The organism is Natronomonas sp. (genome assembly GCF_046483325.1).
GTDB lineage: Archaea > Halobacteriota > Halobacteria > Halobacteriales > Haloarculaceae > Natronomonas.
In genome coordinates this window covers 1-4,297 of the sequence record NZ_JAWODL010000025.1, presented here as the reverse complement: position 1 = coordinate 4,297, position 4,297 = coordinate 1, and the positions used below count along the sequence as shown (strand labels likewise).

The 4,297-nt window shown below is 61.0% G+C and carries 4 protein-coding genes; 2 read left to right on the top strand and 2 right to left on the bottom strand.

Annotated elements, in window-relative coordinates; genetic code table 11:
* Positions 1-279 (bottom strand): crossover junction endodeoxyribonuclease RuvC (locus R6U53_RS08565; protein ID WP_410321947.1); only part of this gene is annotated, 279 nt, incomplete at its 3' end.
* Between the two features lie 539 nt (positions 280-818).
* On the bottom strand, positions 819-1,937 hold the full coding sequence (locus R6U53_RS08560; RefSeq protein ID WP_410321946.1) for a hypothetical protein: 1,119 nt from the start codon (positions 1,935-1,937) through the stop codon (positions 819-821).
* 565 nt (positions 1,938-2,502) lie between these two features.
* Between R6U53_RS08560 and R6U53_RS08555 the strand changes: the two genes are divergently transcribed.
* Positions 2,503-3,402: an NAD-dependent epimerase/dehydratase family protein gene (locus tag R6U53_RS08555; protein WP_410321945.1), complete on the top strand. Its 900-nt coding sequence runs from the start codon at positions 2,503-2,505 to the stop codon at positions 3,400-3,402.
* A gap of 496 nt (positions 3,403-3,898) precedes the next feature.
* Positions 3,899-4,297, top strand: a 399-nt coding sequence (locus R6U53_RS08550; protein ID WP_410321944.1) for a sugar phosphate isomerase/epimerase family protein, incomplete at its 3' end; no start/stop codon positions are given.

Below are 4,297 nucleotides of genomic sequence, written 5' to 3'. Positions count from 1 at the left end.
CCCGACGAGGGCGTCACCATCGTCGACGACCTGGTGCGCGGCAAGGTGGCTAAGCATTTTCAATACCATATATTTGACCTGTTCTTTCGTAGCGCTTCCTGCACCGGTAAGGGATTTTTTCACAATGGTAGCGGGATATTCAAACACCGGACAACGTTTTTCCTGCGCTGCAAGCATCAGTACACCGCGCGCATGCACCGAGATCACACCGCACGTCTGTCGCCGCCTCTTCGTACATCGTTCTCCGTTATCTATGACGATACTTGTATCTCCCGACATCGTCGGACGGTGTCCCGATATCTTCGTCGTTCCGCTCTCGAGGACGGACGCCGTGAGAACCATTCTGGGCGGTCCTTAGACTGACGTCTCGTGCGTGAACGTTTCTGACCCCGTGGCCGGCGCTTCGCTTGGCACAGTTGAGGATCCAGTGAACGACACGTTTGCGGGACGGAGGATGCGTCTCGTCGATCAAGAGGAGGGACCCGGGAAGATAACCTGAATTTGCTGGCACACAAACTGGTTGTTAACTCGCGACCGGGGCCCTCAATCCAAATACGAGGCGACGACAAATTAATCTAACGAACGTTCGGTCGGCCGCGACCCGCTCTCCCGGACCGATTCCGTCGCTGCACGCTGTTCGACCGTTAGTTACCTCAAAAAGCGGTGCGATTTCGACATCGAACCGGGGACAACTCTCGACTCTCGCCAGTCGTCCCCGCGTACCCTTCACCGCCCTACACGAACGGACGCGACGCCGTCCCGACACAGTTCCGCTGCATCGACGGCGAAGACCCGCGCGTCGCTGGGCTCGACGAATGCTACCGATCGCTTCCGATCGAGACTCGCGCTGGCCCGTCGACTTCAAGAAGGTTTATGCCTCTGGAAAAGTGGTACGCGTCGACCCCATTTTCGACACCGCCTGTGACCGTTTTCGTCGCCGCGTTCCCTGTCGAAAGCCCCTGTCCGCCGTAGTGAGGTCCCGTTCGGTCCGTGTCCGGGAAAACGTCACCGAACGCGGTGAATTCGTACTGAGCCGCCTCGCGGCCGTGGACGCCTTCGATACGCGCGAGGCGTGTGAGCCTCGGGTCCACCGCACCAGATCCGCGGTTGACGGCCATCGGCTCGCCGTTCAGCCGAACCGCCGCATCGCCAGTCGCGCTGACGGCTGTGATCGCACCCGTATACCTGAGCGCGTGGGTGTCGAAGGCGATCGTCCCTTCCGCACACCTGCCGGACACGCTCAGGTCAGGCGGCGTACGGCCGTCGTCGACCGGTCCGATCTCACCGGAGACGGTCACTTCGTACGACGACACTGCGTCGGTCGCGGCGATCTCGAGCAGATTATCCCGGTCATCTGCGGACGCGAATCCTGCGGCTTCTCGCCCGCCGCTGATATCACGAATTCGAACCGTTTCAGTTCCGTCCATCCGGTGGCGGATTGACCCCTCAGTGTCGGCGTGCGTGAACCCTTCGTAGTACACTTTTTTGGCCGACCTGATGTTCAAGCCGGATTTCGGTTCCGTTCCGACAAACATCGCGTCGCCGGGCGATTCGAACCCGATGTTATCGAGGTTGTCAAGCTGTACTTCTCCGTCGATCCGGTATTCGCCTTCCGGAAACCTTATCAGCGAATTCGACGGGAGGCTCGCGAGCCGACGATTCACCGGTCTACTACCCGTGGGATCGGCTTTGAGCTCTTCGACCGCGTCAACAACTCTTGCGAACGTGATACCGTCTCGAGTCAGCTCGGCGCTCGCCCCGCCAACGCCGAAGGACGCTATCGCCGCCGCGGCCGCGCCCCATCGCAGGTATCCGCGACGGCCGACTGTCCGATCGGGGCCGGTGCGCCGACCGTCGTCGGGCGACTCGTTGTCGGCGACAGGTTGTTTCGTCGCTGCCCGGTCTTCATCCGGGCCTGATTCCAGTTCATGTGCCATAGCAGCTAATTAATCTAGCATTACCTGTATTAAGTTCTCTGTTTTTCAATGTTTTTGTAATTATGATTTTAGCGAAATAATACCAGATTATACGTGAACGTCACGCCTCGTGAACTGAGGCGCCCCGAGACGTGCGTCGACCGTTACGACTCCACAGACGAGCTGGTACACTATCGACTCGGAGATTCGAATCCGATCGAAGACCGCAGAGGGTACGTCGAACTCACGGCGGTAGACCGAGTGTCGGGCCACGCGGTGAAGCGGTTCCACGTGGTGTTGATCCGGTCCTCGTCTCGTCCGGCACGAATCGGTGTACATAACCGAGAGTCGGACAGGAAGCGAGCGAATGCTGCGGGCCGGAGAAGGATTGCCTGACGCGCCGAGCACTGACGGGAGCGCTCAACCCCGTCCACTTCGGCAGGTCGCTTCGATTTTATATGTCATCTAATACCTGTTCCGCGGGAACACGATCACGGCGAAGGCGCGGAATCGAGTGATCCGATGCGTGGGAACTCCTCTCCAAGCACCGCCTACTAAACACTACCACCCTCCAAACACGTGCGTAATGCAAGGTCAGCGCGTGTTGGTCACGGGAGGATCCGGTTTTATCGGCGGGGCGCTCGTCGACGCGTTCCACACCGACGCGACGGTCCGCGTCTTGGACACCAATCCGCGGGGCGACGCGCCGGACGACGTGCACGTGATCGAGGGCGACATTCGCGACGAGCGCGTCCTTGACGAGGCGATGGAGGGCGTAGACACCGTGTTCCATCAGGCGGCGATCGTCAGCGTCGAGGCATCTATCGACAATCCCCTCCGGAGTCATTCGGTCAACGTCGCCGGCACGCTTCAGGTACTCGAAGCCGCGCGTCGGCACGACGCCCGAGCGGTAGTGGCCTCTAGTGCGGCCGTATACGGTGATCCGGACAGTGTTCCCATCTCCGAGACGGACCCGCTCGAACCAACCTCCCCATACGGCCTTGAGAAGCTCGCGCTCGACCGATACGCTCGGATATACCATGATCTGTACGGACTCGAAACCGTCACGCTGCGCTACTTCAACGTTTACGGTCCCGGCCAGTCGGGCGGCGACTACGCCGGCGTCATCGACGTTTTTCTGGAGCGCGCGCGTGCCGGTGACCCGATACCCGTCCACGGCGACGGCGAACAGACCCGCGACTTCGTCCACGTCGACGACGTGGTCGAGGCGAACCGGCTGGCGGCCGACACCGACGATGTCGGTGCCGCATACAACGTCGGAACCGGCCGAGCGGTTTCCATAGAACGCCTTGCCGAGCAGATCCGCGACGCAGTCGACAGCACGTCACCGATCGTTCACACCGACCCACGAGAGGGAGACATCCGCCACAGTTGCGCCGACATCTCACGGGCCCGCGAGCGACTGGAGTTCCGACCATCTATCGATCTCGGCTCGGGGATCGAGACGGTCGTTCGGAACCGATGAGTCCGTGTTGGGCGCGTTGCGCCGTGAATGCTGTAAACCCACGTCTGGGGTACCTCGGTATCGTCACCCGTTCGACGAGCACGTGAAGCGACGACCGCCCGACCGGTACCGCCGAGATTCCGACCGTCAGTTATCAGTACTGGACGGACGCGTGCGACATTCGCGTTCACTCGCACGAGCCGACCCGTCGGCCGTGAATCGGTCTCAGACCTCATAATTCTCGCGCCGCTGGTGGCTGAGAGGGTTGGTGTGCACCCGGAGCGAAAACGACCCGCCCCACTACGTTGATCCGCAGTAGAGCGGCGAGACTCGTGATGTGCCGCCGCCGACGGCGTCGACTATCCGGACGCATCTACCGACGACCACCGGTCGTTCGGCGTGTGCGTTCTAGTGGAGCGGTGATATCCTGGCTGGCGGCACCGAAATTCGATCGAGCAAACCTGACGAACTCAATAGGTTCCACATTACTTAGCCTCTTTTTTGTGAACTGCCGGCAATGAGCCATACCACTGCGGCTCCCGTCGAAGCGGTCGAAGGCTATCGACCAGCCATCCAGCTCCACACGGTCAGATCGATCGACGCGTCGCTACCGGAGGTGATCCGCTACGTGTCGAACGCCGGTTACGAAGGCGTCGAGTTCGCTGGCGCGTTCCTCGACGCGGATCCTCGTGCCGTGGAGCGCGCGCTCACAGAGACCGGGGTGGTTCCGGTCGCCGCTCACGTGGACCTCCGGCGTCTCGAAGAGAACCTCGAATCGATCGTAGACAGGTGTCAAATCGTCGGATGTGACCGCGTGATCGTTCCACATCTCGGGTCGAGCCTGTTCCGAACCACGTCCACCGTCGACGCCCTCGCCCCGCGACTTGACGACATCGCCGAGCGACTCAGTTCATAC

Bases quoted from the DNA above. Each gene is read 5' to 3' on its own strand.
- R6U53_RS08555 (WP_410321945.1), top strand. From the start codon at position 2,503: ATGCAAGGTCAGCGCGTGTTGGTCACGGGAGGATCCGGTTTTATCGGC.
- R6U53_RS08560 (WP_410321946.1), bottom strand. From the start codon at position 1,937: ATGGCACATGAACTGGAATCAGGCCCGGATGAAGACCGGGCAGCGACG.